The organism is Micromonospora aurantiaca ATCC 27029, assembly GCF_000145235.1.
Taxonomy (GTDB): domain Bacteria; phylum Actinomycetota; class Actinomycetes; order Mycobacteriales; family Micromonosporaceae; genus Micromonospora; species Micromonospora aurantiaca.
Window position 1 is genome coordinate 1,287,947 of record NC_014391.1, and the last position, 23,865, is coordinate 1,311,811.

General features: G+C 73.8%; 17 protein-coding genes. 12 read left to right on the forward strand and 5 right to left on the reverse strand.

Annotated elements, in window-relative coordinates; translation table 11 throughout:
- The first annotated feature begins 13 nt into the window (after positions 1–13).
- The 4 genes from mnmA to MICAU_RS06335 are packed head-to-tail and all read left to right on the forward strand — an operon-like array spanning position 14 to position 3,625.
- Positions 14–1,090: a tRNA 2-thiouridine(34) synthase MnmA gene (gene mnmA, locus MICAU_RS06320; protein ID WP_013284461.1), complete on the forward strand. Its 1,077-nt coding sequence runs from the start codon at positions 14–16 to the stop codon at positions 1,088–1,090.
- Positions 1,091–1,120: 30 nt separating this feature from the next.
- Positions 1,121–2,125: a methionine synthase gene (locus MICAU_RS06325; RefSeq protein ID WP_013284462.1), complete on the forward strand. Its 1,005-nt coding sequence runs from the start codon at positions 1,121–1,123 to the stop codon at positions 2,123–2,125.
- Positions 2,126–2,162: 37 nt separating this feature from the next.
- Positions 2,163–2,531, forward strand: coding sequence for a VOC family protein (locus MICAU_RS06330; protein WP_030270144.1), 369 nt, complete (start codon positions 2,163–2,165; stop codon positions 2,529–2,531).
- A 26-nt stretch (positions 2,532–2,557) separates the two neighbouring features.
- On the forward strand, positions 2,558–3,625 hold the full coding sequence (locus tag MICAU_RS06335; RefSeq protein WP_013284464.1) for an ADP-ribosylglycohydrolase family protein: 1,068 nt from the start codon (positions 2,558–2,560) through the stop codon (positions 3,623–3,625).
- Positions 3,626–3,663: 38 nt separating this feature from the next.
- On the opposite strand, the gene MICAU_RS06340 is transcribed toward MICAU_RS06335, so the two are convergent.
- Positions 3,664–4,293, reverse strand: a complete 630-nt coding sequence (locus MICAU_RS06340; protein ID WP_013284465.1) for a type II toxin-antitoxin system PemK/MazF family toxin — start codon at positions 4,291–4,293, stop codon at positions 3,664–3,666.
- Positions 4,294–4,475: 182 nt separating this feature from the next.
- On the opposite strand from MICAU_RS06340, the gene ligA reads away from it, so the two are divergent.
- From ligA to MICAU_RS06375, 7 genes are all read left to right on the forward strand, one after another.
- Complete coding sequence (gene ligA / locus MICAU_RS06345) at positions 4,476–6,629, forward strand: NAD-dependent DNA ligase LigA (protein ID WP_013284466.1); 2,154 nt, start codon at positions 4,476–4,478, stop codon at positions 6,627–6,629.
- Positions 6,630–6,780: 151 nt separating this feature from the next.
- Positions 6,781–9,321 (forward strand): putative bifunctional diguanylate cyclase/phosphodiesterase, encoded by a 2,541-nt coding sequence (locus MICAU_RS06350; protein WP_013284467.1) that lies wholly within the window; start codon positions 6,781–6,783, stop codon positions 9,319–9,321.
- Positions 9,322–9,426: 105 nt separating this feature from the next.
- Positions 9,427–9,732: an Asp-tRNA(Asn)/Glu-tRNA(Gln) amidotransferase subunit GatC gene (gatC, locus tag MICAU_RS06355; protein ID WP_013284468.1), complete on the forward strand. Its 306-nt coding sequence runs from the start codon at positions 9,427–9,429 to the stop codon at positions 9,730–9,732.
- A complete protein-coding gene (gatA, locus tag MICAU_RS06360; protein WP_013284469.1) occupies positions 9,729–11,204 on the forward strand; it encodes an Asp-tRNA(Asn)/Glu-tRNA(Gln) amidotransferase subunit GatA in 1,476 nt (491 codons plus the stop codon). The genes gatC and gatA overlap by 4 nt, the downstream gene beginning before the upstream one ends.
- Before the next feature lie 254 nt (positions 11,205–11,458).
- Positions 11,459–12,610, forward strand: a complete 1,152-nt coding sequence (locus tag MICAU_RS06365; RefSeq protein ID WP_244879732.1) for a putative Ig domain-containing protein — start codon at positions 11,459–11,461, stop codon at positions 12,608–12,610.
- Between the two features lie 124 nt (positions 12,611–12,734).
- The gene (gatB, locus tag MICAU_RS06370; RefSeq protein WP_013284471.1) at positions 12,735–14,228 is read left to right on the forward strand and encodes an Asp-tRNA(Asn)/Glu-tRNA(Gln) amidotransferase subunit GatB; all 1,494 of its coding nucleotides are present in this window, start codon (positions 12,735–12,737) and stop codon (positions 14,226–14,228) included.
- 117 nt (positions 14,229–14,345) lie between these two features.
- Complete coding sequence (locus tag MICAU_RS06375; protein WP_013284472.1) at positions 14,346–16,703, forward strand: thiamine pyrophosphate-binding protein; 2,358 nt, start codon at positions 14,346–14,348, stop codon at positions 16,701–16,703.
- Between the two features lie 545 nt (positions 16,704–17,248).
- On the opposite strand, the gene MICAU_RS06380 is transcribed toward MICAU_RS06375, so the two are convergent.
- The 3 genes from MICAU_RS06380 to MICAU_RS06390 form a co-directional block, all read right to left on the reverse strand.
- Positions 17,249–18,862, reverse strand: coding sequence for a metallophosphoesterase family protein (locus tag MICAU_RS06380; protein ID WP_013284473.1), 1,614 nt, complete (start codon positions 18,860–18,862; stop codon positions 17,249–17,251).
- A 53-nt stretch (positions 18,863–18,915) separates the two neighbouring features.
- A complete protein-coding gene (locus tag MICAU_RS06385; RefSeq protein ID WP_013284474.1) occupies positions 18,916–20,091 on the reverse strand; it encodes a PQQ-dependent sugar dehydrogenase in 1,176 nt (391 codons plus the stop codon).
- Between the two features lie 85 nt (positions 20,092–20,176).
- Positions 20,177–21,982, reverse strand: coding sequence for a SpoIIE family protein phosphatase (locus tag MICAU_RS06390; protein WP_013284475.1), 1,806 nt, complete (start codon positions 21,980–21,982; stop codon positions 20,177–20,179).
- Positions 21,983–22,125: 143 nt separating this feature from the next.
- Here MICAU_RS06390 and MICAU_RS06395 point away from each other — a divergent pair, with 143 nt between their 5' ends.
- A complete protein-coding gene (locus MICAU_RS06395) occupies positions 22,126–23,052 on the forward strand; it encodes a 2-hydroxyacid dehydrogenase (protein ID WP_013284476.1) in 927 nt (308 codons plus the stop codon).
- 11 nt (positions 23,053–23,063) lie between these two features.
- Here MICAU_RS06395 and MICAU_RS06400 read toward each other — a convergent pair whose 3' ends face one another.
- Positions 23,064–23,447 (reverse strand): PH domain-containing protein, encoded by a 384-nt coding sequence (locus MICAU_RS06400; protein WP_030270122.1) that lies wholly within the window; start codon positions 23,445–23,447, stop codon positions 23,064–23,066.
- Between the last annotated feature and the right edge of the window lie 418 nt (positions 23,448–23,865).

Below are 23,865 nucleotides of genomic sequence, written 5' to 3' on the forward strand. Positions count from 1 at the left end.
GGGGAGTGGGCCGGTGAGGGTTCTGGCGGCGATGTCGGGCGGGGTGGACTCCGCCGTCGCGGCGGCACGGGCGGTGGAGGCCGGGCACGACGTGACGGGCGTGCACCTGGCCCTGGCCCGTAACCCGCAGACGTACCGCACCGGCGCCCGGGGCTGCTGCACGCTGGAGGACTCCCGGGACGCCCGGCGCGCCGCCGACGTGCTCGGCATCCCGTTCTACGTGTGGGACATGGCCGACCGGTTCCACGACGACGTGGTGGACGACTTCGTGGCCGAGTACGCCGCGGGGCGTACCCCGAATCCCTGCCTGCGCTGCAACGAGAAGATCAAGTTCGCGGCGGTGCTGGACCGGGCCGTGGCCCTGGGCTTCGACGCGGTGGTGACCGGCCACCACGCCCGGCTCGGCGCGGACGGCCTGCTGCGGCGCAGCGTGGACGCGGCCAAGGACCAGTCGTACGTGCTGGCGGTGCTGACCCGCGCGCAGCTCGACCGGTCGATCTTCCCGCTCGGTGACTCGACGAAGGCCGAGGTACGCGCGGAGGCCGCCCGGCGCGGCCTCGCCGTGGCCGACAAGCCGGACTCGCACGACATCTGCTTCATCGCCGACGGCGACACCCGCGGCTTCCTGGCCGAGCGGCTCGGCGAGGCGCCGGGCCAGGTGGTGGACGCGCTCACCGGCGCGGTGGTGGGCAGCCACAGCGGCGCCTACCAGTACACCGTCGGACAGCGGCGCGGCCTGCACCTGGACCGCCCGGCGCCGGACGGCCGGCCCCGCTACGTGCTGTCCATCACCCCGACCACGAACACGGTGACGGTAGGCCCGGCCGAGGCGCTGGAGGTCTCCGACGTACGCGCCACCCGCCCGGTGTGGACCGGCGGGCCGCGCCCGGACGGGCCGGTCGAGTGCGAGGTGCAGCTCCGGGCGCACGGCGACGTGGTGCCGGCCGCCGTCGAGGTCGACGCCGACGGACTGCGCGCGTCGCTGCGCCGCCCGGTCCGGGGTGTGGCAGCCGGCCAGGCGATAGTGGCCTACCGGCCGGACCCGGCCGGCGACGTGGTCCTCGGCTCCGCCACCATCACCGCCGCCTGACCGGCGACGGGCAGCGGATAGGCTGCGGCCGTGACTGAGCAGGCGTGGCCCTGGCCCACCGGCGCGGCGACCGGCATCGGGTCGCTGCCCGGCACCGACATCGCCGAGGCGCAGCGGATCGTGCTCGGCGAGCTGCCCGCACTGCCGCACCTGCCCGAGCTGCCCGCCCGGGGGCCGGGCGCGGACATCGTCGGCCGCACCGCCGGCCTGCTCGTCGAACTGCCGGTCGAGCTGTACGCGGCCCGCTGGCGGATCGCCCCGCGCCCCGGCCGGGACGTGCGCCGTGCCCGCGACCTGATGGAACGCGACCTCGACCAGCTCGCCGAGCAGGCCGAGGAGTACGCCGGACCGGTCAAGGTCCAGGCCGCCGGCCCGTTCACCCTCGCCGCCGCGCTGGAGCTGCCGATCGGCGGCCGGATGCTGCGCGACCCGGGCGCGGTACGCGACCTCGCCGGCTCGCTCGGCAAAGGGCTGCGCGGGCACGTCGAGGCGGTGACCCGGCGGCTGCCCCGTGCCTCGGTGCTGCTCCAGCTCGACGAGCCGTCCCTGCCGGCGGTGCTGGCCGGCCGGGTGCCCACCGAGAGCGGATTCGGCACCCACCGTCCGGTGGAGACCGAGGTGGCGCGGGCGCTGCTGCACGACGTGATCGAGGCGGCCGGTGTTCCGGCGCTCGTGCACTGCTGCGCGCCGGACGCGCCGCTGGAGCTGATCCGGTCCGCCGGCGCGGTGGGCGTCGCGCTCGACCTGTCGCTGGTCACCGACCTCGACCCGCTCGGCGAGGCGATCGACGCCGGGCTCGGGCTGCTGGCCGGCGCCGCGCCGACGCTGCCGCCGCCGTCCGGCCGGGCACCGACGTCGGCCGAGGTCGCCGACCGGGTCCGGCGGGTCTGGGACCAGCTCGGCTTCCCCCGCCGCCGGCTGGCCGAGCAGGTGGTGATCACCCCCGCGTGCGGCCTGGCCGGCGCCACCCCGGGGTACGCCCGCGCGGTGCTCACCGCCTGCCGCGACGCGGGCCGGCGGCTCGCCGAGGACTGACGTTTTTCCGTCGTACCCGCCGGGCACGATGACCGGCATGATTGGACGACTGCGTTCCACAGTGATCGACTGCCCCGATCCGCGCGCGCTCGCCGCCTTCTACTCCGAGCTGCTCGGCCTGCCCGTGGTGGAGGAGAACTCCGACGGCGACGAGTGGGTGGTGCTCGGCGGCCCACCCGGGCACCAGCCGCGGGTGGCCTTGCAGCGGGCACCGGGCCTGCGCACCCCCGACTGGCCCGACCCGGCCCGGCCGCAGCAGTTCCACCTCGACGTGAGCGTCGACGACATCGAGGCGGCCGAGAAGGCGGTGCTGGCGCTCGGCGCACGGCGGCTCCCCGGTGAGGGGGAGGGCTTCCGGGTCTACGCCGACCCGGTCGGCCACCCGTTTTGCCTCTGCTGGGACTGATCTTCCGCCACTTGCGCGGCGGGGGCATGATCGCCACCGTGACCGCCTCCACCGCCACCGGCCGCGCCGCCGGTTCGCTGTTCGGCCTGGCCTACGGCGATGCCCTGGGCAAGCCGACCGAGTTCCTCACCGTCACCGAGATCGTCCGGCGCTACGGTCCGGGCGGTCCGCGCGAGCTGACCGGCGACCCGGCCCTGGTCACCGACGACACGCAGATGGCGCTGGCCGTGGCGTGGGCGCTGCACGACGCGCCCGCGTACACGGCCGAGGTGGTGGAGCCGCTGCTGCGGCAGCGCTTCGTCGACTGGTCGGTGAGCCCGGAGAACAACCGCGCCCCGGGCATGACCTGCCTGCGGGCCTGCGCCGAGCTGGCCCGGGGCTCCCGCTGGCAGGAGGCCACAGTCGCCGGCTCCAAGGGCTGCGGCGCGAACATGCGCGTCACCCCGGTCGGGCTGCTCGACGTCGACCTGGACACGATGGCCGGGCTGGCCCAGCTCCAGGCCGGTCTGACCCACGGCCACCCGACCGGGCTGGCGGCGAGCGAGCTGACCGCGTACGCGGTCCGGCTGCTGCGCGACGGCGCGGCGCTGCCGGAACTGCCCGGCCTGCTTACCGAGCGGGCCCGGGAGCAGCGCACCGTCTACCGGGAAGACTGGCTCGGTGACCTGTGGCAGCGGCCCGGCGAGAGCAGCGCGGCCGAGTTCGTCGCCCAGGGCTGGGACGACTGCCTGCGCGTGCTCGGCCGGCTGGAGGCGGCGCTGGCCCGCCCGGACGACGGCGGCGACCCGTGCCGGTTCACCGGTGAGGGATGGATCGCCGAGGAGGCGCTGGCCACCGCGCTGCTCTGCGCGCTGCGCCACACCGACGACCCGGTCGGCGCGCTGGCCCGGGGCGCCACCACGGCCGGTGACTCGGACTCCATCGCCGCGCTGGCCGGCGCGTTCGTCGGGGCCGCGTACGGCACGGCCGCCTGGCCCGCCGGGTGGGCGGGGCGGATCGAGTACGCCGGCCAGCTCACCGCGCTCGCCGACGCGTTCGACGGGGAGGCGCCCGGCGCCGGCTCACCCCGTGACGGCCGGGGCCCGGCGGCGTGACCCCGCCTTCCGGGTGAGGCCGGGGCGAGGCGGCTCGCTCAGCCGGTGAGGTGGCTCAGCCGGCGGACGCCCCGCCACAGGTCCGGGTCGCAGGTGCCGGCCCGGTCGGCGAACGCGTCCAGCGGCACCGGGATCGGCTCGCTGACGTCGAGGTAGCTGTCGTGGTCGGCGTCCGGATCCCAGTCCCGGGTCGGGATCGGCAGGTGGTCGTCCCGGTCCGACTTGTCCTGGCTGGTGATCTTCAGGACCTCGGCGTCCCGGCCGTCGACGCGCAGCACCAGACAGGGACGCACCTTCGAACCGGTCCCGTCGGCGTAGGGCACGTCGGCCCACCAGATATCCCCGGGCCGGGGCTCGTCCCGGCTCGTCCGTCCGGCGCCCCGCGGCCTCGGCGGCGTCGCGGTGCGGTCACCCCGTGGCCCGGTGCCGGCCCGGTCACCGCGGCGTCCACCGCCGGTCCGCTCCGTGCCGCGGCGTTCGCCGTCCGGTCCGCCGGTGCGGCTGCCACGCCCGGTGCCCGGCCGCCGTCCGTCGGCCCGGTCGCGCTTCCCGTCGGCCCGGTCGCGCGTCCCGGCGCGTTCGGCCGCCCGGCGGCGCCAGTCGTTCCACAGCCAGCCGGCTGCGACGCAGGCCGCGATCACCAGCGCCCAGATCACCCCGTCGCGCATCCGTCGTCCGCCTTCCGACCGTTGTGGCCCACTACCGCCGACCGATCGTCGCACGGCCCGGCCCCACCCGCCCGGGTGGCGCGGTGGGCGTCCGTTCGCCCTGCTCGGCGCGGGTGGCCGGACGACTGTCACAGCCGACCGCTACGGTTCTCGGGTAGCACGAACACGGGAGGTCGACAGCGGTGTCCGAAGGCGGCGGCGTGTCCGAAGAAGCGGTTCCCCCAGCGGTCGACGCGGCCCAGGACGCGGCGGCGGGTGCCGAGCCGACCCCGGCGGCCCGGGAGCGGCACGCCACGCTCAGCCAGGAGCTGACCGAGCACCAGTACCGCTACTACGTGCTAGACGCGCCGACGGTCACCGACGCGGAGTTCGACAAGCAGCTGCGGGAACTGGAGGCGCTGGAGGCCGAATACCCGGCGTTGCGCACCCCCGACTCGCCCACCCAGCGGGTCGGCGGCACCTTCTCCACCGACTTCACGCCGGTCACGCACGCCGAGCGGATGCTCTCGCTCGACAACGCCTTCGCCGACGAGGAACTGGCCGCCTGGTCGGAGCGGGTCGAGCGCGACGCCGGCGGCCCGGTGCCCTACCTGTGCGAGCTGAAGGTCGACGGGCTCGCCATCAACCTCACCTACGAGAAGGGCCGGCTGGTGCGCGCGGCCACCCGGGGCGACGGCCGCACCGGCGAGGACGTCACCGCCAACGTGCGCAGCATCAAGGGCGTGCCGGCCCGGCTGACCCCGGCCGGCGACTTCCCCGACGTGCCCGACCTGATCGAGGTGCGCGGCGAGATCTACTTCCCGGTGGCCGCGTTCGCCGACCTGAACGCGAGCCTGGTCGAGCAGGGCAAGGCGCCGTTCGCCAACCCGCGCAACGCCGCCGCCGGCAGCCTGCGGCAGAAGGACCCCCGGGTGACCGCCTCCCGCCCGCTGCGCCTGGTGGTGCACGGCGTCGGCGCGCGCACCGGGTTCCGGCCGGCCGCGCAGTCCGAGTCGTACGCCGCGCTCAAGGCCTGGGGGCTGCCCACCAGCGACCGGTGGCGGGTGGTGGACGACCTGGCCGGCGTCGCGGAATACATCGCCTACTACGGCAGGCACCGGCACGACGTCGAGCACGAGATCGACGGCGTGGTGGTCAAGGTCGACCCGGTCTCCATCCAGGGCCGCCTCGGCTCGACCAGCCGCGCGCCCCGCTGGGCGATCGCCTTCAAATACCCGCCGGAGGAGGTCAACACCAAGCTGCTCGACATCGAGGTGGAGGTCGGGCGCACCGGCCGGGTCACCCCGCGCGCCGTGCTCCAGCCGGTGCGGGTGGCCGGCTCCACCGTCGCCTACGCCACCCTGCACAACGCCCGCGAGGTCGAACGCAAGGGTGTGCTCATCGGCGACACGGTGGTGCTGCGCAAAGCCGGAGACGTGATCCCCGAGGTGCTCGGCCCGGTGGTCGAGCTGCGCCCGGCCGACGCCCGCCCGTTCGTCATGCCTACCACCTGCCCGGCCTGCGGCACACCGCTCGCGCCGGCCAAGGAGAGCGACGTCGACATCCGCTGCCCCAACGGGCGGGCCTGCCCCGGTCAGATCCGCGAGCGGGTCTTCTACCTGGCCAGCCGCAAGGTGCTCGACATCGAGGTGCTCGGCGAGAAGGGCGCGGCGGCGCTGCTGGACGCCCAGATCATCACCAACGAGGGCGACCTGTTCCAGCTCGACGCCGAGCAGTTGAGCCGGTCGCCGTTCTTCGTCAACAAGGACGGCAGCCTGGGCAGCAACGCCACCAAGCTGCTCGACAACCTCGCCGAGGCCAAGGAACGCGACCTGTGGCGGGTGCTGGTGGCGCTGTCCATCCGGCACGTCGGCCCGACCGCCGCCCAGGCGCTCGCCCGGCACTTCCGCTCGGTCGCCGCGATCGAGGCCGCCGGTGAGGAGGAGCTGTCCTCGGTGGACGGCGTCGGCCCGACCATCGCGGCGAGCGTCAAGGAGTGGTTCGCCGTCGACTGGCACCGCGACGTGGTGCGCAAGTGGGCCGAGGCGGGCGTACGGATGGCCGAGGAGGCCGCCGACGAGGGGCCGCGACCGCTCGACGGGATCACGGTGGTGGTCACCGGCACGCTGAGCGGGTTCAGCCGCGACCAGGCGGCCGAGGCGATCCAGGTCCGGGGCGGCAAGGTGACCGGCTCGGTCTCCAAGAAGACCGGTTTCGTGGTGGTCGGCGACAATCCCGGATCCAAGGCCGACAAGGCCGCCACCCTGAAACTGCCGATCCTCGACGAGGACGGATTCCGGGTGCTGCTCGACTCCGGCCCGGAGGCGGCCCGCGAGGTGGCCCGGGTGGAGGACTGACAGGCTGGTCACAGCGATCGTCCGGCGGATACCAAGTTAATTACGACTACGACCGATTCGTGACTGTCGTGTCGGGGAAATCGCCTCGGAGGGCGTTTCATTGGCGTACGACGCGTGACGGCGCGCGCCAGGACGTTCCCCGGGAGGTGCGATGGAGACCGGCGACCCGCGTAACTCCGTCCCGCCCGGGCGGAGCGGGCCGTTCTTCGGCTTCGTCGGCGCGATCGGCGTGGTCGCCCTGGCGGTCTCGGCCGGGCCGCTCATCGCGCTCGCCGACAGATGGAGTGAACTGCCGGCCGCGTTCTGGACGATGGCGGCGCTCGCCGTCGCCTGCGACGCCCGCCCGTTCGTCCCGCCCGGCCGGCGGCAGACCTCGGCGGTGTTCCCGTCGACCTGCTTCACCTTCGCCATTCTGCTCGGCTGGGGCTTCGGTCCGGCCGTCGCGGTGCAGGCCGTGGCGGTCGCGGTCAGCGGCTGGCGGCTCGGGTACGCCCCCTGGCGTACCGGCTTCAACGCCGCGCAGTACGCGTGCGCACTCGCCGCCGCGTACGCGGTCACCCGGCTGGGCCCGGGTGAGCTGTTCGACGGCGGCCGTCTGCACTGGACCGACGTGGCGGCGGTGGGCGGCGCGACGGTCGCCTGGTTCGTGGTCAACTACGGGCTGGTCAGCTCCGCGGTCCGGTTGCGCTTCGGCGACAGGTGGTGGCCGAGCGTTCGTAGCGGCCTGGCCTACGAACTGCTCGCCACCGGTTCGCTGCTGCTGCTCGCGCCGGTGCTGGTGGCCGCCGCCCGGGCCAGCGCGGCGCTGATCCCGCTGGTGCTGGTGCCGCTGTTCGCCGTCTACCGGATGGCCCGGCTCTCCGCCGAACGGGAACAGCTCGCCGACGTGGACCCGCTCACCGGGCTGCCCAACCGCAAGGCGCTGCTCACCGAGGTGGCCGAGCAGGTGCACCTGCACGGCGACCGGGCCGCCCGGGGCGCGCCGGACGCGCACCTGGCGCTGCTGCTGCTCGACCTCGACCGGTTCAAGCACGTCAACGACGCGCTCGGGCACGCGGTAGGGGACCGCCTGCTGGTCGAGGTGAGCGCCCGGCTGACGGGCGCTGTGGGCGCCGGTGACATGGTGGCGCGGCTCGGCGGCGACGAGTTCGCCATCGTCGTACCCCGGCTCACCGACATCGACCAGGCTCGCGAGCGGGCCGACCGGGTGGTCGCCGCGCTCGCCGAACCGGTGCCGCTGGACGGGCTGCCGCTGGACGTGGGCGGCGCCATCGGCATCGCGCTCTACCCCGACCACGGCGAGGACTTCGCCACCCTGATGCGCCACGCCGACGTGGCCATGTACGACGCGAAGCACCGCAACGACACGGTGGCGGTCTACGCGCCGGAGTCCGACCACAACTCGGCCGAGCGCCTGAGCCTGCTGGCCGACCTGCGCCGGGTGCTGGAGTCCGGCCCGTCCGCGCAGGGCGGGGAGACTGTGGGCGTACGCGGGGGTGACGGCGCGGCCCTGACCCCGGCGCTGCCGGTGCGGGCCGACCGCCCGGCCCGCAACCAGCGGCCGGCGCGCGACGGCGGCCGGCGGTCCGGCGACGGGGCGAACCGCTGGCTGCGACGGCGCCGCGAGCGCGTCGAGGAGCGGCACGACGACCTGATCGAGCGGATCCTCACCGGCGCCGACCCGACCCGCCGCCGGGCCGCCCGGGCCGGCGCCGGACCGGTCGCGGGTCCGCTCGTGGTAGGTGACGCGGAGTTCGCGCCGGGGACGGAGACGGAGACCGCCGACGCCGACGTCACCCAGGACGCGGAGGCCGCCGTGAGCACCGGTGCGCCGGGCGTCATCGGGCCGACCGCCGACGGGAGCACGGTGGCCGGGCCGGACGAGCAGGCCGGGCACCCGGGCGAGATCACCATGTACTACCAGCCGCAAATCGCCATCGCGACAGGCGAGGTGGTGGGCGTCGAGGCGCTGCTGCGCTGGCGGCACCCGCGCCGGGGCATGGTCGACCCGGGCGAGCTGATCCAGGTCGCCGAGCAGAGCGCCGTGATGCGGCTGCTCACCCGCCGGGTGGTGGACGACGTGGTGGAGCAGCTCGCCAAGTGGTCGGCGGCCGGCCTCACGCTGCGGGCCGCGCTCAACGTCAGCGTCCGTGACCTGCACACCGGTGAGATCGCCGACCAGATCGCCGACCGGCTGACCCGGTACGGCGTGCCGCCGGAGCGCCTCCAGGTGGAGATCACCGAGGGCGCGCTGATGGCCGACCCGCGGCGGGTGCTCGCCAGCATCACCCAGTTGCACCGGATCGGCGTCGGCATCGCGCTCGACGACTTCGGCACCGGCTACTCGTCGCTTCAACACCTGCGCCGGCTCCCGCTGTCCGAGGTGAAGGTGGACCGGTCGTTCGTCCTGGGAATGGCCGACGACCCGGACGACGCGGCGATCGTCCGCTCGACGATCGAGCTGGCCGGCGCGCTCGGGCTGCGGGTGGTGGCCGAGGGGGTGGAGGACGAGCGCACCTGGCGGATGCTGCACGCCGCCGGGTGCGACGTGGCGCAGGGCTGGTTCCACGCCCGGCCGATGCCCGCCGAGGACCTGGTGGCCTGGCTGTCCCGCTACCGTCCGGTGCGCCCGGCGGAGGCGGGGAGCCGCAGCGGTCCGGCGCCGGAGGGGGAGTCGAAGGCGTCGTCGTGACGGCGGGACAATAGACTCGCTCCGGTCACCGCGCGTCATCGAGCACGCCCGTACGCGCGGTCGGCCCACCGCAGACGTCTCAGGACAGCCACGAAGGGGGCACTGATGGCCGCCATCTCCCGCGAGGAGGTCGCGCACCTCGCGCGACTGTCGCGGCTCGCCGTCACGGAGGAGGAACTGGACACCTTCGCCGGCCAGCTGGATGTGATCCTCCAGTCGGTCGCGCAGGTCGGCGAGGTCGCCGCGGCGGACATCCCGCCGACGTCCCACTCCGTGCCGCTGACGAACGTGCTCCGCGAGGACGTGGTGCGGCCCGGCCTGACCCCGCAGGAGGCGCTGTCGGGCGCCCCCGACGCCGAGGAACAGCGGTTCCGCGTACCGCGGATCCTGGACGAGGATGTGGCCTCATGAGCGACCTTACGAAGCTCAGTGCTGTCGAGATCGCCGGACTGGTGGCGAGCGGCGAGACCTCCGCTGTCGAGGTCACCCGGGCCCACCTGGACCGCATCGGTGCCGTCGACGACCGGGTGCACGCGTTCCTGCACGTCGACACCGAGGGGGCCCTCGCGGCCGCGCGCGTCGTGGACGAGCGCCGCGCCGCCGGTGCGGAGCTGGGCCCGCTCGCCGGTGTGCCGGTCGCGGTGAAGGACGTCCTGACCACCAAGGGTGTGCCGACCACTGTCGGTTCGAAGATCCTGGAGGGCTGGCGCCCGCCGTACGACTCGACGATCGTCGAGCGGCTGCGCGACGCCGGCACGGTGATGCTCGGCAAGACCAACATGGACGAGTTCGCGATGGGCTCCTCCACCGAATACTCGGCGTACGGGCCGACCCGTAACCCGTGGGACACCGACCGGATCCCGGGCGGCTCCGGTGGTGGCAGCGCGGCGGCGCTGGCCGCGTACGAGGCGCCGCTGTCGATCGGCTCGGACACCGGCGGCTCGATCCGCCAGCCCGGTGCGGTCACCGGCACGGTCGGCGCGAAGCCCACCTACGGCGGCACCTCCCGCTACGGCCTGGTCGCGTTCTCCTCGTCGCTGGACACACCCGGCCCGTGCGCGCGTACCGTGCTCGACGCCGCGTTGCTCCACCAGGTGATCGGCGGTCACGACCCGCGCGACTCCACCTCGATCCCGGTTCCGGTGCCGGACGTGGTGGCCGCGGCGCGGCTCGGCGCCACCGGCGACCTGACCGGCGTGAAGCTCGGCGTGGTCACCGAGTTCACCGGTGAGGGCGCGGAGCCCGGCGTGATGGCCGCGTTCCGCGACGCCGCCGAGGCGCTGGCGAAGCTGGGCGCCGAGATCGTCGAGGTCTCGTGCCCGAACTTCAAGTACGCGCTGCCGGCGTACTACCTGATCGCGCCGAGCGAGTGCTCCTCCAACCTGGCCCGGTTCGACGGCGTCCGGTTCGGCCTGCGGGTCGGCGACGACGGCAACCGGTCGCTGGAGGAGGTCATGTCGCTGACCCGCGAGGCCGGCTTCGGCCCCGAGGTCAAGCGCCGCATCATGCTCGGCACGTACGCCCTCTCCTCGGGCTACTACGACGCCTACTACGGCCAGGCGCAGAAGGTCCGCACGCTCATCACGCGGGACTTCACCAGTGCGTTCGAGCAGGTCGACGCGCTGATCTCGCCGACCACGCCGTTCGTGGCGTTCCCGATCGGGTCGCGTACCGCCGACCCGTACCAGATGTACCTGGCAGACCTGTTCACCATCCCGACGAACCTGTACGGCGGCCCGGCCATCTCGGTGCCGTGCGGCCTGTCCGACGGGCTCCCGGTCGGCTTCCAGATCATGGCGCCGACCATGGCCGACGACCGGATGTACCGGGTCGCCGCCGCGCTGGAGAACGCCGTCGGCACGCTCACCCCGCCGGCGCTCTGAACCAAGGGGTACGGAGGCGGGCCGCCCGCCTCCGTACCGGACGACGTCCCGCGCCCGGTGCGGTCACCACGACCGCGCCGGGCGCGGCTGTCGTCGCGGCGACACGGTGATCACCGATCAGTGGATTGCCCGGGGTCACTGGCACTGGTCGAATAAACTCCGGGTCTGCTGGATCGACTGGACTGTGGCCCGCTGGCGGACGCGAGCGGTTCCGACCGAGAGCTGGATGTGCGATGGGGACACTTCGCCCGGTCATGGCCCTGACGATGGTCGCGGCGTTGCTGCTGGGCGCCGCGCAGCCCGCCACCGCGCAACCGGCCACCGCCGTCACGGAGACCGTCACCATCACCTCGGGCAAGCCCCGGCCGGTCATGGTCATCGGGCAGGTCTACGCGATCCACACCGTGGAGGCCGCAGGTGGCACCGAGCCGTACCGGTTGTCGGTGACGTCGGGCGGTCTGCCGCCGGGGATGCTCGTGGTGGGGACGTCGCTCGGTGGTGCGCCGACGACGCCCGGCACGTACACGTTCACGTTGCGGATGACCGACCAGAACGACCTCTTCGACGAGCAGACGGCGACCATCGAGGTACGCGAGCCGACTGTCGTCATCACGTCCGGCAAGCCGCGGTCGCCCATGTACCTCGGGCGGGTGTACGCGATCCACACCGTCGAGGCCACAGGCGGCACCGAGCCGTACCGGCTGTCGGTGACGTCGGGCGGTCTGCCGCCGGGGATGCTCGTGGTCGGGACGTCGCTCGGTGGTGCGCCGACGACGCCCGGCACGTACACGTTCACGTTGCGGATGACCGACAAGAACGACCGCTTCGACGAGCAGAACGCCACAGTCGTCGTCGCCGAGGCGAAGACGGCGTTCACCTCCGGCGAACCGCCCGCCGCCACTGCCGGTAAGCCCTACTCGTTCCGGTTCACCGCCGACGGTGACTCGGACATCGCGTTCGCCCTGGCCGCCGGGGCCCTGCCGGGCGGTCTCACCCTCGACGAGGAGGGCCGGCTCCGCGGCACCCCGGGCAGCGCCGGCACGTTCACCTTCACCGTCTCGGCGAAGGGATACAGCACCAGCGCCACGACTGAGGTGTCCCTGACCGTCGCCGCCCCGGCCCCGGCCACCCCCACGGCGACCCCGACCGGCTCGACGCCCACCCCGGCCGCCCCGACTGCGACGCCGACGCCGAGCGATCCGGCCGCCACGCCGTCGGCGAGCAGCAGCACCGTGGCGCCCCAGCCGACGCCCTCGCCGTCGAAGGTGAGTGGCGCGTGGCTGCCGATCACCGGGCCGGGTTCGCCGCTCGTACTGCTGCTGTTGAGCGTCGTGGCCTTCTCCGTCGGCGGCATCCTGCTCGTGCTGGCCTACAACCGCCGGCGGAGCTTCACCGCACCCGAGTGACGCCCGGCCCGGGCCAGGTCGTCGTGGCGGGCCGCCGTGCGGTGATCTCGAAGCCCGGCATCGGGGTGGCCGGGCCAGCCGATTAGGCTGGAACGGTTCTGTCCGGATCGCGCCTGGAGCTCAGATGACGACGACACTGCCCGCGTACGACGAGGTCGTCGCGCGCTTCGAACCGGTGATCGGCCTGGAGACCCACGTCGAGCTGGGCACGAACACCAAGATGTGGTGCGGCTGCCCGACCGACTTCGGCGGCGAGCCGAACACCCGGGTCTGCCCGGTCTGCCTCGGCCTGCCCGGCTCGCTGCCGGTGGCGAACAAGGCCGCCATCGAGGCGACCATCCGGATCGGGCTGGCGTTGAACTGCTCGATCGCCGAGTGGTGCCGGTTCGCCCGGAAGAACTACTTCTACCCGGACATGCCGAAGAACTTCCAGATCAGCCAGTACGACGAGCCGCTGTGCTTCGACGGCTACCTGGACGTCGAGGTGAACGGCGAGCTGGTGCGCATCGGCATCGAGCGGGTGCACCTGGAGGAGGACACCGGCAAGACGCTGCACGTCGGCGGCGCCACCGGTCGCATCCACGGCGCCACCGAATCGCTCGTCGACTACAACCGGGCCGGCATCCCGCTCGTCGAGATCGTCACCAAGCCCATCCCGGGCACCGGCGCGCTCGCGCCCGAGGTCGCCCGCGCGTACGTCACCGAGCTGCGTGACGTGATCCGCTCGCTCGGCGTCTCCGACGTGCGGATGGAGGAGGGCTCGCTGCGCTGCGACGTCAACACGTCGCTGAACCGGCCGGGCGAGGAGTGGGGCACCCGCACCGAGACCAAGAACGTCAACTCGCTGCGTTCGGTCGAGCGGGCGGTGCGCTCGGAGATGCTGCGCCAGGCGTCGGTGCTGGAGGCCGGCGGCCGGATCACGCAGGAGACCCGGCACTTCCACGAGGACACCGGCGACACCACGTCGGGCCGGTCCAAGGAGACCGCCACCGACTACCGGTACTTCCCGGAGCCGGACCTGGTGCCGCTCGCCCCGGACACCGCGTGGGTGGCCGAGCTGAAGGCCGCCCTGCCGGAGCTGCCGCGGCTGCGCCGCAAGCGGATCCAGCAGGACTGGGGCCTGTCCGACCTCGACATGCAGTCGGTGGTCAACGCCGGCGCGGTCGAGCTGATCGAGGCGACGGTGGCCGCCGGCGCCCCCCCCGCCGCGGCCCGCAAGTGGTGGCTGGGCGAGCTGTCCCGCCGCGCCAACGAGACTGGCGTGGAGCTGGCCGACGTCGGTGCCACCCCGGCCCAGGTCGCCGAGCTGCAGGGCCTCGTCGACGCCGGCAAGCTCAACGACAAGCTGGCCCGTACCGTGCTGGAGGGCGTGGTGGCCGGCGAGGGCTCGCCGACCGAGATCATGACCAACCGCAACCTGGAGGTCGTCTCGGACACCGGCGCGCTCACCGCCGCCGTGGACGAGGCGATCGCCGCCAACCCGGACGTCGCCGACAAGATCCGCAGCGGCAAGGTCGCGGCGGCCGGCGCGCTGGTCGGTGCGGTCATGAAGACGACCCGCGGCCAGGCGGACGCGAAGACCGTCCGCGAGCTGATCCTGGCGCGCCTCGGCGCCTGAGGTGTTGTAAGGAAGGGCCCCTTCTTAACGCCTGGTGCATGGGAAGGGGCCCTTCCTAACGCCTCGCCACCCCCTCCCCGGACAGGGCGTCAACGGCGACGCCCGGATGGAGTCACCGTGAACCAGCACGACCTCGACGTCCTCGGCGAGATCCAGCGCCGGGTGCTCTGGCTCGCCACCCGCATCGTCGACGCGGCCAACCACGACCGCGACACCGGTGACGGGGTAAAGGTCGGCGGCCACCAGGCGTCAAGCGCCTCCCTGGTCACCGCGATGACAGCGCTCTGGTTCCACCACTTGGACGCCGAGGACCGGGTGGCGGTGAAGCCGCACGCCTCGCCGGTGTTCCACGCGATCCAGTACCTGCTCGGCAACCTCGACAGGTCGTACCTGCCGAAGCTGCGGGCACGCGGTGGGCTCCAGTCGTACCCGTCACGCACCAAGGACCCGGACGAGGTGGACTTCTCCACCGGCTCGGTCGGCCTGGGCGCCGCCGCGCCGCTGTTCGCCGCCGTCACCCGCCGCTACGTAGACGCGCACTTCGGCGCGCGCCCGCACTCCCGGTTCGTCGCCATCATCGGTGACGCCGAGCTGGACGAGGGCAACATCTGGGAGGCGGTCGCCGACCCGGCAACCACCGGGCTCGGCAACGTGATGTGGCTCGTCGACTTCAACCGCCAGTCGCTGGACCGGGTCGTACCCGGCATCCGGATCAACCAGTGGCGCGGCCAGTTCGAGGCGGCCGGCTGGCACGTCGTGGAGGTCAAGTACGGCCGCAAGCTGGCCGAGGCGTACGCCCGGCCCGGCGGCGCGGCGCTGCGCGACTGGATCGACCGGATGCCCAACGAGCAGTACCAGTCGCTGTTCGGGCTGGCCGGGCCGGCGCTGCGCAAGCAGTTCCTGGACGGCGCGCCAGCCGAGGTGGCCGCGTTCGTCGCCGACATCGGCGACGACGAGCTGGGCCCGCTCGTCACCGACCTGGGCGGGCACGACGCGCAGGCCATGCTCGACGCCTACGCCCAGTGCGACGCCGTCACCGACCGGCCCAGCGTCGTCTTCGCGTACACGGTCAAGGGCTGGGGCCTGCCGATCGCCGGCAACCCACGCAACCACTCGGCGCTGCTCACCACCGAGCAGGTCGACACGTTGCGCGCCGCGCACGGCCTGACCCCGGAGACCGAGTGGGACCGTCTCGACCCGGCGACACCGGCCGGCATCCGGGCCGGCGAGCGCCGGGAGGCGCTGTCCCGCGCGCCGCGCGAGCGGGCGCTGGGCGTCACCGTTCCGGAGACCACGAGGGTACGCGCGAACAAGCCCGTCTCCACCCAGGAGGTCTTCGGCCGGGTGCTGGTCGACCTGGCCCGCGATCCGCAGGTTGCGCCCTACCTGGTGACGACCGCGCCGGACGTGGCCACCTCGACCAACCTGGCCGGGTTCATCAACAAGACGGGCGTCTTCGCACCGACCGAGCAGCGTTCCTGGACCGAGGACCGGATGCTGCGCTGGACCGAGAGCCCCGCCGGGCAGCACATCGAGCTGGGCATCTCGGAGATGAACCTGTTCCTGCTTCTCGGCCAGCTCGGCCTGTCGTGGGACCTGTCCGGCCAGCCGCTGCTGCCGGTGGGCACCGTCTACGACCCGTTCGTGCTGCGCGGTCTCGACGCGTTCCTGTACGGCACGTACTCCGGTTCCCGGTTCGTGGTGGCAGGCACCCCGTCCGGCATCACGCTGGCTCCGGAGGGCGGCGCGCACCAGTCCACCATCACCGCGTCGGTCGGCCTGGAGCTGCCGGGGGTGACGTTCCTGGAGCCCGCGTACGCCGGCAGCCTCGACTGGCTGCTCTGCGACGCGCTCGGGCAGATCGCCGGTGGCTCCGCTCCGGCCGCGACAGCCGCGCCGGCCGAGGACGGGGCCTACTACTTCCGGCTCAGCACCCGGCCGATCGACCAGGCGCCGTTCGAGGCGGCCCGGGCGCGGCTCGGGGACGCCGTGCTGCGGCGGCAGGTGGTGGCCGGCGCGTACCGGCTCGTCGACGCGCACCAGGCGTACCCCGATCTGGCTGACGCCCCGGTCGTGCAGCTCGCCGCCTCCGGCGCGGTGCTGCCGGAGGTGCTCGCGGCCGCCGCGGAGCTGGCGGAGGAGGGCGTGGCCGCGCACGTGGTCGACGTGACCAGCCTGGACCGCCTCTACCGGGCGTGGCAGCGGACGCTGCGACAGGGTGTGCGGACCGCAACCGTGCCGAGCGTGCCAGGCGCGCTGCGGTCGGCGTTCGCCGACCGGGTGCCGGTGGTCACCGTGCACGACGCGGCCTCGCACGCGATGGCCTGGCTCGGCTCGGCGGTCGGTGCTCCGGCGGTGCCGCTCGGGGTGGACGAGTTCGGCCAGTCCGGCAGTGTCCGGGAGCTGTACGAGCTGCACGACCTGCTGCCCGGCAGCATCGTCAACGCAGCGCTGGCCGCGATCGCGCTGCGCTGAGGCGCGCGTCCGTTGCGCTGACCGCACGCCGCCACGGGGCCGGCCGGACATCCGGGCGGCCCCGGGCCCTCGCGGTGGGGGTCCGGCCTCCGTGCGGCGGCCCCGGGTCCTCGCGGTGAGGTCCGGCCTCCGGGTGGGCCTCAGTCTCCCGGCTCGCCGGCCTTCCGGCTCTCCCGGATCGACTCCGGCCCGGCGGGCCGCGTCCTGGCCGATTCGGGTGGCGCGGTGGACGGCATTCCTCACAGAACGTGACGGCCGGGACGGCTGCGGAGAGTAACCGCCTCTGGCGACCTGGGGGATCGCCTCTCGGCCCCTTTGCTCTGCAGCCATATCCGCATCACCGCCCTGAGCTGCGATGGCGCGGAACACCCGCCGCTCTGCACCCACCCAGGCGGTGACTCTCGGTGCCTGCTGCGCCGATGGGTGCAGAGCAAAGTCGGCGGCGGGACATCCCCGGGCCGGACGGGCTTCGTGACGCCGAGTGACCGGGTGTCAGTGCGGCAGGGCGCCGGGCTGACCGCGAGAAAGGCGAGAAAGCGGGGCGGTCAGCTCGTGGGGGTGGGGCTCAGCGTGGTCGTGCCCGGCGACGGCGACTCCGACGGGCCGCGGGTCGGGGTCGGGGTGACCGGCACCTGGTCGCCCTTCGCCGGGTCGCGGATGACGTGCCGCTCCAGGTTGACCTGCGACTGCCCGGTGCCGCCCACAGTGATCTCGTCGTACGCCTGGAGCAGCTTCTGCTGGTCGAAGTAGAGCACAGTCATGGTCAGCGGAGTCGGCTTCTCGCCCTCCAGGCCGCGCAGCCCGGCCCCACCGGTGGAGCCCTGCACCATCAGCGTGGTCGGCTGCTTGCCCTCCACCTGCGGCAGCTTCGACACCTGCCGGGAGTGGGTGTGCCCGGAGAGCACGAGCGGGCAGTCGCCGGAGAGCGGGCCGGCCGAGGCGGGGTCGTGGATGAGCGCGATGTCGACCTTGCGCGGCGACTTGTCGATCGTGGCGGCGAGCTGTTCGCCGGCGCCGATCACCTGGTCGGCGACGGCCGAGGTGAGGCCGCTGCCGGCCGGTGAGGTCTCCTTGTCGGGGGTGAAGCGGGGGTCGCCGATGCCCGCGATGGTCAGCCCACCCACTGTGGTGACCGAGTTGTTCAGCACGATCGCGTTCGGCTGCTGCGCCACCGCGGCGGCGGTGCGCGGCGAGTCGTGGTTGCCGCGGATGAACACGTACGGCTTCTTGAGCAGGCCGATCGACCCGACGAACGACGCCTCCGGCTCGCTGCCCCAGTCGGTCATGTCGCCGGTGTCGACCACCACGTCGATGCCGAACTGCTCGACCACGGTACGGATCAGCTGCCAGCCGGTCGGGTTGAGGTGGATGTCCGACACGTGCAGCACCCGTGTGGTGCCGGGCGACGGCTGCACCACGGGCAGGGCGGAGACCGTGGTGTAGAGCTTGCTGACGTTGCCGACCAGCCGTTGGAGCTGCTCGGCGTACTTGGTGTAGTCGTTCGCGATCCGCCGCGCGTCACCGACGATCGCCGGCGCGTTGACCAGCAGGCCCTCGTACCGCGGCTCCTCGATCGCCTGCGGACGCAGCGTGCTCGCGGCCATCCCGAGGCTGCCGGCGGTCACGACCAGCGCCAGGCCGCCGGCCCACGCGGTGCGCCGGACGTCCCGGAAGACGAGCGCGGCCAGCAGCAGCGTTGCGAGCACGACCGAGGCGAGCGTACGCAGCCCGAGCCGCATCACGCCGTCGCGGACGTCCTGGACGGCGGACTGGCTGGCCCGGCTGATGCTGGCCGGGTCGTCGATGAGCGCCTCGGTGCGCCCCTGGTCCAGCGAGCCCACCTCGACTGTGAGGTACGCCGGGCCGTCGTGGCTGTCCAGCAGCAGCGCGCCCAGCGGCGGGATGTCGACGGTGGTGCCGCCGGACAGCGACGGGCTGAGTTTCAGTTCGGCCCGGAACGGGCCGATGTCGGTGCCGACGTGGCCGCCCGCGTACGTGCCGATCACGATGCCGCCGAGCGTGACCGCGAGCAGAGCCAGCACGACACCCAGCCGGCGCAGCCGGTGACCGGGCCGCCACGCCGTCAGGCGGCGGGCGCGCCCGCGCTCCGGAGACGTCTCGTCCCCGGAGCGGTGCTGTTCGTTCTCGTGGCCGTCCATGCTGAGATTCTGACCTGCCCCTTGCGCGATCTTGACAAACCCGGTGGGCCGGATCAGCTCCGGCCGGCGCCCCCGTCGGCGAAGACGAGCCGCAGGAGGCGGTCGTCCTCGGCGGTGGGCGTACCCCGCCCGTCCCGGTTCGACGTGCTCACCCAGAGCGAGCCGTCCGGCGCCGCCGCGACGGCCCGTAGCCGACCGTGCCGGCCGTTGAGCAGGTCGCGCGGCTGACCGAGGACTGTGCCGTTGCCGGCCAGCTCCACCAGCCAGAGTCGCTGGCCGCGCAGGCAGGCGGCGACGAGCAGACGGTCCGCCGCCGCCAGGCCGGAACAGGAGGCGTCACCGGTGGGCCACTGTGTGATCGGGTTCATGTAGCGCTTGTCGTCGCCGCGCCCCTCGACCCGGGGCCAGCCGTAGTTCCCGCCCTTGTTGATCTGGTTGATCTCGTCCCAGGTGTTCTGGCCGAACTCCACCGCGTACATCTTCTTGTCCGGCGTCCAGGCGAAGCCCTGGACGTTGCGGTGGCCCGTCGACCAGACCGGCGACCCGGCGGTGGGGTTGCCCGGCGCAGGCTTGCCGTCCGGCGTGATCCGGAGGATCTTGCCGCCGAGGCTCTTGGCGTCCTGGGCGTTCTCGGTGCGCCCCGCGTCGCCGGTGCTCGCGTAGAGGTGGCCGTCCGGGCCGAAGCCGAGCCCGCCGCCGTTGTGCGTGCCGGACTTCGGGATGCCGGTCAGGATCGGCTTCGGCGCCTGCCCGAGCTGCATCTTCGCGATCCGGTTGTCGTCCTCGGCCGTGTAGTAGACGAAGACCGTGCGGTCCTTGGCGTACGCGGGGGAGACCGCGATGCCCAGCAGGCCGCCCTCGCCGCCGGCGGCCACATCCGGCACGGTCTGGACCGGCCGGACGGCCAGCCCGTCTGGGCCGGACTCCGGGCCGACCTGGAGGATCCGTCCCTTGTCCCGCTCGGTGACAAGCGCCCCGCCGTCGGGCAGGAACGCGATGCCCCACGGCACCTCCAGCCCCTTGGCCAGCACGGTGGCGACAACCTGCTGACCGGCCCCGCCGGGGCTCGCGGTGCCGGACGGTGTGGGCAGGTTGGGCGGTGCGCCGGCCGGGTCCGGCTCGGGCTCGCCGAGGGCGCAGCCGGCGGCGCCCAGGAGCAGCGCCGCGCAGGACGCCGCCAGCGCCGTCCGGAGGCGGCTGACACGGGGGTACGCAAGACGCGGGCTCACCCGGCCCAGCCTAGCCGGGCGGACCGGCGAACCAGGCACGTCGCGCGCACCCCTGCCCGCGTCCGGCCGTTCGGAGGAGTACCGGTCAGCCGGCCCGCAGCGCGAGCAGGGCGACGTCGTCCTCGCGCCGGTGCGCGGCGGCGAGCAGCCGGTCGCAGAGCAGGTCCAGCGGTACGCCCGGCCCGCCGGCCTCGAGGTGGGCGAGCAACTCGGCCTGTCCCTCGTCGATCGGCTGGTCCCGGCGCTCGATCAACCCGTCGGTGTGCAGCAGCAGCGTGTCGCCCGGTGCCAGGGTCAGCGTCCGGCCGGTACGCCGGGGCGGCCGGGCCAGCCCGAGCAGCGGCCCGCGACCCTCCGCCACGGAGACCGTGCCGTCGGCGCGGACCAGCAACGGCGGCGGGTGCCCCGCGTTGCACCAGGAGACCCTCAGCCCGTCGTCGGCCGGGCGGACCCGGGCCAGCACGGCGGTGGCGACGGTGGGCACCCGCAGCCCGCCCATGGCCTGGTCGAGGTGGGCAACCAGATCCTCCACCGGGTCGTTACGCCCGTACGCGTTGCCCCGCACCAGGTTGCGCAACTGGCCCATGGTGGCCGCCGCCTCGATGTCGTGCCCGGCGACGTCGCCGATCGCGGCGATCAGCTCGCCGTCGGGCTGGACGAACGCGTCGTACCAGTCGCCGCCCACCTCCACCCGGTCGGCGGCCGGCAGGTAGCGGGCGGCCAGCTCGATTCCGGGCACGGCCGGCAGGCTCGGCAGCATGCTGTGCTGGAGCACCTCGGCGACGTGCCGCTGCTCCCCGTAGAGGCGGCTGTTGCCGACCGCCTGTCCGGCGCGTACCCCGATGTCCTGCGCGGTGCGCAGGTCGCTGGCGTCGAAACCACGCCGCCCCTGACGGTTGACGAGCGTGACGGCGCCGATCACCCGGTCCCCGGCGGCGGTGATCGGCACGGTCAGGTGGGAACCGATGCCGAGACGGTCGGCGAGCGGCACCAGCTCCGGGCGCGTCGTGCCGCGCGCCACGTCGTCCAGGTCGGCCACTGCGCGCACCACCGGCCGCCCGGTACGCAGCACCGACCGGATCTGCGACTCCGCGCTGAGCCCGGTGGTCAGCAACTCGGCGAAGCGGGTCAGGTCGGCCTCGCGCTCGGCGTCCCGGTGCACGCCGGTGACGGTGCGCGGCCGGCCCGCCGGGTCGACGAGCGTGATCAGGCACCAGTCGGCGAGCAGCGGCACCATCGCGTGCCCGAGCCGGTCCACGGCGGTGGCCACGTCGAGCGTGCCGCCGAGCATCTCGCTCATCCCGGCCAGCATGGCGAGCCGGTCGTGCGCCTCCTCGGCGCGGCGGCGGGCCTGCTCGGCGCCGCGGACCGCGATACGCAGTCGCAGCTCCGAGGAGCACGCGGCAGCCAGGTCGGCGAGCGTCCGCAGCTGCTCCTTCGTCCAGGCCCGGGGCTTGCTGTCGATCGCGCAGAGCGAGCCGAGCACCCGCCCCTCCAGGTCGGTCAGCGGCATGCCCGCGTACGCCACCACGCCCAGATCCTCGATGGCCAGGTTGAGGCGTACGCGCGGGTAGAGACGGGCGTCGGGCAGCACCAGCGGCATCTCGATGTCGACGACGTGCTGGCAGAACGAGTGGCTCAGCGGCGTCTCCCGGCGGGCCGCCCACGGCTCCGGCAGGCCGGTCGCGCCGGGAAAGAACTGGCGCTCGGCGTCCACCAGGGAGACGAGTGCGACAGGCACGTCCAGCAGGTCGCCGACCAGACGCGCGAACCTGTCGAACGCCTCGTCCGGTACGGCGTCGAGCCGGGTCTCGTCGAGTGAACGCAACCGGTCGGGGTCGGCGAGCGCCGGAATCGGCACGGACACCCGTCCCCGGCCGTCCTCGCTCATCGCCACCGCCCTCAGCAAGCGGAACACCCGACCGGCATCCCGCTCTCGGTTATACCCCGCCGGGCCGCCACTCCATTCCCGGCGCGGTGTTCGTTACGGGTCACGCCGCGCCGGCCGGTCCGGGGCCGATATCGTCGGCGGTCGTGAAGGTATGGATCCCGCACCCGGAGGGCCGCCGGCTGCTCGGCGAGCTGCCGCCCGGCGTCACCGTGGAGCTGCTGGACGATCCGCGGCGGCTTCCGTCGTCCCCGTCCGGGGTGCGGTTCTGGGTGCCACCGTTCCTGTCCGGCCCGGACGCCGGGGCGCTCCTCGCCGAGCTGCCCGACGTCGAGGTGGTGCAACTGCTCTCCGCCGGGGCGGACGCCTGGGTGGGGCGGATCCCCGACGGCGTGACGCTCTGCGACGCCCGGGGCGTGCACGACTCACCCACCGCCGAATGGGTGGTCGCCGCGATCCTCTCCTCGCTGCGCGGATTCGCGCCGCTGGCCCGTGCGCAGGCCCGGCGCGAGTGGGCGTACGACGAGGTGGCGCCCACCGACGAACTGGCCGGTAAGCGGGTGCTGATCGTCGGCGCGGGCTCGATCGGCACCGCGGTACGCGACCGGCTCGCCCCGTTCGAGGTGAGCTTCACGCTCGTGGCCCGTACGCCGCGACCCGACCAGGGCGTGCACGGGGTGGACGAGTTGCCCGCGCTGCTGCCCGAGGCGGACGTGGTGGTTCTCCTGGTGCCGCTGACCGAGCAGACCCGGGGCATGGTCGACGAGCGCTTCCTCGCCGCGATGCCTGACGGCGCGCTGCTCGTCAACGCCGCCCGCGGTCCGGTGGCACGTACCTCGGCGCTTGTGGCCGAGCTGACCTCGGGCCGCCTGCGCGCGGCGATGGACGTCACCGACCCGGAGCCGCTGCCCGCCGACCATCCCCTGTGGGAGCTGCCGAACGTGTTGCTCACCCCGCACGTCGCCGGCTCGGTACGCGGGCTGCTGCCCCGCGCGTACCGCCTCGTGGGCGAGCAGTTGCGCCGGTACGTGGCCGGGGAGGAGCTGACGAACCGGGTGGTCGACGGCTACTGATCGCGGGTGGCTCAATGATCGCTGCCGGTGTCCGGCAGCTCCTGCCCCGTGACGGCGATCAGCCGGGGCAGTTCGGTGGCGCGTACCGCCGGCAGCATCACCACTTCGCCGTCGTCGAGCCGGGCCACCGCCCGGCCGCGGGGGTCACCGGCGAGTTCGGCGACCTGGTTCCACGGCACCCGGCGCTGCCCGACGAGCGCCCGCAGCCGCAGCTCCCGGGCATCGGCGTCGGTGCCGGCCCGCCACGCCCAGACCGCGACGGCGAGCGGCACGAGCAGCACCCAGAGCAGCCACCAGCGGGCGGAGGCCAGCGGCAGCGCGCCGATGAAGGCGACGATCGCGGCGACCAGGATGGCCTGGTTGTGACGGAAACGGACGGTATCGGCGCGGCTCACCCCCCGATGATCCCACCCGGCCAGTCCACCCCACCCCGCGGGCGTCCCCACCCTCCCTGCGTCCCTCCCCGCACCCGCCGACGATCTTGGTACGGTTCCGCCCCGCGAGGGGCGGAACCGTACCAAGATCTCGCTCGAGTTGGAGATCTTGGAAGCGTTGGGCCCCTCCGCGGGCCGTTTCCTTCCAAGATCTCGCCCGGGAGACCGACGCGGGACCGACGCGTCGATCTTGGGCGTGATCCGGGCCGGTGACCGCCGTTGATGTGACGGATGTCACTGTGGCGGTGACGTCACCGGGCGCTTCCGGGATCGTTTCTAGGCGTGGCCGCAGCGGTCCCCGCCGATGCGTTCCCGTACCGCCCCGACCCCGCACGTCGTACCGCGTACCGCAACCGCACCGCCCCCGTGCCCCCTCACG